Below are 5291 nucleotides of genomic sequence, written 5' to 3'. Positions count from 1 at the left end.
GCCGCCGCCGCGCCCCAGGCGCCGCCAGCCGGCCCGGCGCTGCCCGACCCCCGCGACCCCCGACTCGCGCTCGAGCGGGAGGCGCTCAAGGTCCTGATCCAGCGGCCGGTCGTCGTCGGCAGCCTCACCGCGAGCATCGCACCCGAGGACTTCACCCATCCCGCCTACCGCGCGATCTGGGCGCTCATCGCGGCCGCAGGCGGCGTCGTCGCCGGCGCCGGCGATCCGCAGTGGGCCTCGACGCTGTGCACCCACTGCGCCGACGAGCGCCTCGTTCCCCTGCTCAACGCACTGGTCGTCGAGGCGATCGTGACCCGCAAGGAGGACGCCGACTACGTCCGCGAGGTCGTCTCGCGCCTGCGGGAGACCACGCTCGCGCGCCGCATCGCCGACGCCCACTCCCGCCTCCAGCGCGCCGACCCCAGCGACCTCGACGGCTACTTCAAGGCGGCCGGCGAGCTCACCGCGCTGGAGCAGGAGCGCCGCGCCCTGCGCGACGAGATCGCCTCCTGACTCCCGGCCGACTCCCGGCCGGCGTCCGGCGACCCGCGATTTCATTCGGCGGGACCGCCCTTGCTAGTGTTTCGCCGCTGCCAAGCGATCCCCTGTAGCTCAACTGGCAGAGCATGCGACTGTTAATCGCAGGGTTGTTGGTTCGAGTCCAACCGGGGGAGCCAGATCGTCGCCCCTCGCGCTTCCGCGCCTCTCAGCGCTGGGTGGTGGATGTCTCCCCGCACCCTCGAGGTCGGTAGGGTCTCCGCCCGAGGGGCGGTAGCTCAGTCGGTCAGAGCAGAGGACTCATAATCCTTGGGTCGTGGGTTCGAGCCCCACCCGCCCTACTCCCGATGGGCTCGCAGCTCCTCGACGTCGTGGCGGAGCTCGTGCTCCAGCTTGGCGAGCGCGACGTGCGCGGCGGTGTCGTCCGCCCGCTGGGCGGCGTCCTCGATCTCGCGCAGCAGGGCGGCGGAGGCGTCCAGGCCGAGGTTCAGCGCGGAGCCCAGCAGCCGGTGCGCCTCGGCCCGAAGTCCGGCGCGATCGCCCGCGTCCGCCAGCTGTCGCAGCTGGCGCAGCGCCTCCTCGGCGTTGCCCGCGAAGCGGTCGATGGCGCGCCGGAGGAACTCGGGGGCACCGTCGTCGAAGCCGGCCAGCATCGTCAGCCGCCGGAGGTCGACGCGGGGCGAGAGGCGGATGCCCGTCCACCGCTCGATGGCGGCGGTGAGCGCGTCGCGATCCAGCGGCTTGGTCAGGAAGTCGTCCATGCCGGCCGCCAGGCACTCGGCGCGGACGTCGTCGGTCGCCGAGGCCGTGAGCGCGATGATCGGCGGCGTGCCGCCCTCGGCGCGGAGGCGGCGGGTGGCGGCGTACCCGTCCATGCGTGGCATCTGGACGTCCATGAAGATCAGGTCGAAGCGGCGACCGTCCACGGCGCCGACCGCCTCGAGCCCGTCGGCGACGACGGTCACCTCGCAGCCGAGCCCCTCGAGGATCCCGACGGCGACGAGCTGGTTGACCTCGTTGTCCTCGGCGACCAGGACCCGTGGCCGCGCCGGCTCCTCGGTCCGTGTGCCGGCGGCGGCGTCCACGTCCCCTCCCACCTCGAGCACCACGGAGAACGAGAACACGCTGCCGCCGCCGGACGGCGAGGCATGGTGGAGCTCGCCCCCCATCGCGCCGATCAGCTCGCGCGAGATGGTGAGCCCCAGCCCCGTCCCGCCGTAGATCCGGGTCGTGGAGGTGTCGCCCTGCTCGAACGGCTCGAAGAGCGCGGCCACCCGGTCGGGCGGGATCCCCGGCCCGCTGTCGGCGACCGCGATCCCGAGCTCGACGCGGTCGCCGTGCGGGACCGCCGCGACGTCGACCGAGACCTCGCCCTCGGAGGTGAACTTCACCGCGTTGCCGAGGAGGTTGGTGAGGATCTGCCCGAGCCTGGTCGGATCGCCGCGCAGGACGGGCGGCACCGTGGCGCTCACGTGCACGTCGAGCCCGACGCCCTTGGCCTGCGCCTCGGGCGCGAGCAGCGCGGCGGTCGTCTCGACCAGCTCGCGGACGTCGAACTCGATCTGCTCGATCGTGATCTTCCCCGCCTCCAGCTTGCTGAGGTCGAGGGTGTCGTTGACCAGCGCGAGCAGGGACCTGCCCGCGCGCTGCACGCCGAGCACCAGCCCGCGTTGCGCGGCGGTCAGCCTGCTCTGGAGGAGCAGCTCGCCGAGGCCGATCACCCCGTTGAGCGGCGTGCGGACCTCGTGGCTCATCACGGCGAGGAAGCGCGACTTCTGGGCCGACGCGGACAGCGCCGCGTCCCGGGCCACCGCCAGCTCCACCCGCGTCCGCTCCCGCTCGGCCACCCGCCCGAACTGCAGCGCGACCTGCTCCGCGACCAGCTCGACCAGGTCGGGCTGCCGGATCGGCGGCGCCGGCACGAGCACGAGTACGCCGGCGGGCTGGCCGTCGTCGAAGACGAGACTGGCCACCGTCGAGCGATCGTCGCTCCACACGACGCCCTGGACCGTCAGGGCCCGCAGCGCGACGTCGATGAGGGCGTCGGTGGGGACCGGGTCGCCGTCGATCCCCTCGCCGAGCAGCACCAGCTGCCCGCTCGCGTCGCCCTGGAGGAAGTAGACCGCCGTCCAGTCGCTGTGGCCGACGAGCGCCGTGCGGCTGAAGGCGAGGACGTCGTACAGGGTCGTGGCTCGATTCGCCGCCGAGGCGACGTTGTGCAGGATCGAGTTCACGGTGTTGGACTCGCTGAGCGACAGCTCGCGCGCCTTGACCTCGGAGATGTCCTGGTCGGTCCCGACCACCTCGTAGACCCGGCCGTCGGCGTCGCGGTGCGCGACGGCGCGGATGCGGATCCAGCTGACCCTGCGAGGGTCGGCCAGGCGCACGTCGACGGTCGCCCGGGAGACGCTGCCGTCGACCAGCCGCTCGAGGTTCTCCGCGGCCATGGCCCGGTCGTCGGGGTGCAGCTGGCTCACGAACTCCGCGACGGTCATCGGGAAGGACCGGTAGTCGGCCTCGAAGAGCGCCATCAGCTCCGCCGACCCGGAGATCAGCCCGGAGTCGACGTCGAGCCGCCATCCGCCTATCCGGGCGATCCGCAGCGCCTCGATCAGGGGCGTCCTCTCCGTCGCCGTGCTGATCCGCACGACCAGGCCGATGGCGCGCCCGTCCTCGACCGCGGGGGAGACCCGGACCCACGACCAGACCGGCTCGCGACCCGGTGGATGCAGGATCACCTCGTGATCGTGGGGATCGGCGCTCAGCTCGGCGAGGCGGCGGGCGAGCCACGGGCGGCGGGCCTCGTCCAGCAGGTCGGCGAACCGCAGCCCGCCGTCGTCGGCGGCGCCCGGGTCGAGGCCGAGGATCTCGTCGGCCTTGTCGTTGGCCCACAGCAGATCCCCGGCGCGATCGAGGAGCAGCACACCGTCGCGAGAGGCGTTCACGATCACGCGATTGACGACGTCTCGATCCACCATCCACCTCCTGCCCGTCAGCGTAGTGGGGCTCGCACTACGCTTGGGCGGGCTTGAGCCAAGCTGGCTCCGCGCTCGATCCCCGTACGACGGAAGGCAATCCGTGTCCCTCCACGCGTCCGCCGACGCCCCCCGCGACTCCCGTGCCGGCGCCTCGGTGCTCGACGACCTCGAGTGGCGGGGCCTCATCGCCGACTCCACCGACCGGGACGCCCTGCGCGCGGCCCTGGCCGGCGGCAGCGTCCGCTTCTACATCGGCTTCGACCCCACCGCGCCCAGCCTGCACATGGGCAACCTGCTCCAGATCGTGACCGCGATGCGCCTGCAGAGGGCCGGCCACACGCCGTACATGCTCGTGGGCGGGGCGACGGGCATGATCGGCGATCCGCGCGACTCGGGCGAGCGCACGCTGAACTCGCTCGACACCGTGAAGGACTGGGTGGAGCGGGTACGCCGCCAGATCGAGCCGTTCGTCTCCTTCGCCGGCGACCCCGGGTTCACCGGGACGAACGGCGCGACGATGGTGAACAACTACGACTGGACCGCCGGGCTGTCGACGATCGACTTCCTCCGCGACATCGGCAAGCACTTCCCGGTCAACCGGATGCTGGCGCGCGACACCGTCCGGAGCCGCCTGGAGAGCGGGATCAGCTACACCGAGTTCTCCTACGTCCTGCTGCAGTCGATGGACTTCCTCCAGCTCTTCCGCGACCACGGCGTCACGCTGCAGCACGGGGGCGCGGACCAGTGGGGCAACATCTCGGCGGGCGTCGAGCTCATCCGGCGCGCCGACGGTGGCCACGCCCACGCCTTCACCACCCCGCTCATCACCAAGGCGGACGGGACGAAGTACGGCAAGTCCGAGGGCGGCGCGCTCTGGCTCGACCCGGCCATGATGTCGCCGTACGCCTTCCACCAGTTCTGGCTCAACGTCGAGGACGTCAAGGTGGGGGAGATGCTGCGGTTCTTCACCTTCCTGTCGCATGAGGAGATCGAGGCGCTGGAGGCGGAGACCGCCGAGAAGCCGTTCCTCCGCTCGGGGCAGAAGGCGCTCGCCGACCACATGACGACCCTGGTGCACGGCTCCGCGGAGACCGACCAGGCGAAGGCGGCCGCGGCCGCCCTGTTCGGCGGCGGCGATCTGACGTCGCTCAGCGTGGCGACGCTCGCGGCTGCGCTGTCGGAGGCCGGCTCGGTGCGCGTTGCCCGGGGAGGGGCGCTGCCGTCGGTGGTGGACCTCCTGGTGGAGAGCGGGCTCTCCGCGAGCCGTGGCGAGGCGCGCCGGACGATCGGCGAGGGCGGCGCCTACCTCAACAACGAGCGGGTCACCGACCCCGAGGCGAGCGTCTCCGAGAGCGACCTCCTGGGCGGCTCGTGGCTGGTGCTGCGCCGGGGCAAGAAGCGCTTCGCAGGCGTCGAGATCGCCTAGTGCGAGCGGGTGCACGCGCCGATTTGTCATGGTGCGAGCGGGGGTCTAATGTTCTCTGAGTCGCCAACGGAGCGGCGGGGAGCAAGACCAGAAGGTCGGGCTGCCGGCCCCGAGGCGATCACCTCCACATCTTCGCCATGCCGGTGACGTGTGCGCGCCACGATGCGGCCACGAAGCCAGGCTTCAGAAGCGTGCGGAAGTGAGGAGCGGGACTCGCCGATTTGGATCGGAAAGAGAAGCTCCGATAAAGTCAGACAAGTCCCGAAGGGGAGAAGCCACAAGCTTCGAGCCGCGGTGTGCGTGTGATTCTTGAGAACTCAACAGTGTGTTATTGAATAGTCGATGAATTTTTTTGTAGCCCCGTCGGCTGGCCTGCTTTTGTGGTGGGT

At 71.4% G+C, this 5291-nt stretch carries 2 protein-coding genes, 2 tRNA genes and 1 pseudogene; 4 read left to right on the top strand and 1 reads right to left on the bottom strand.

Annotated elements, in window-relative coordinates:
- From QM572_RS02020 to QM572_RS02010, 3 genes and pseudogenes are all read left to right on the top strand, one after another.
- Positions 1-513 (top strand): annotated as a pseudogene (locus QM572_RS02020) (DNA primase); the annotation flags it as partial.
- An 88-nt stretch (positions 514-601) separates the two neighbouring features.
- Positions 602-677, top strand: a tRNA-Asn gene (locus tag QM572_RS02015).
- An 88-nt stretch (positions 678-765) separates the two neighbouring features.
- Positions 766-839: transfer RNA gene (locus tag QM572_RS02010), tRNA-Ile, on the top strand.
- Here QM572_RS02010 and QM572_RS02005 read toward each other — a convergent pair.
- Positions 837-3476: a response regulator gene (locus QM572_RS02005; RefSeq protein WP_415089488.1), complete on the bottom strand. Its 2640-nt coding sequence runs from the start codon at positions 3474-3476 to the stop codon at positions 837-839. The genes QM572_RS02010 and QM572_RS02005 overlap by 3 nt on opposite strands.
- 100 nt (positions 3477-3576) lie before the next feature.
- Here QM572_RS02005 and tyrS point away from each other — a divergent pair, with 100 nt between their 5' ends.
- On the top strand, positions 3577-4902 hold the full coding sequence (gene tyrS / locus QM572_RS02000; RefSeq protein ID WP_415089486.1) for a tyrosine--tRNA ligase: 1326 nt from the start codon (positions 3577-3579) through the stop codon (positions 4900-4902).
- The last annotated feature ends 389 nt before the right edge of the window (positions 4903-5291 follow it).

This window comes from Nocardioides sp. (assembly GCF_047607365.1).
GTDB lineage: Bacteria > Actinomycetota > Actinomycetes > Propionibacteriales > Nocardioidaceae > Nocardioides.
The sequence above is the reverse complement of the archived record's forward strand: the minus strand, read 5'-3'. Positions and strand labels throughout refer to the sequence as shown.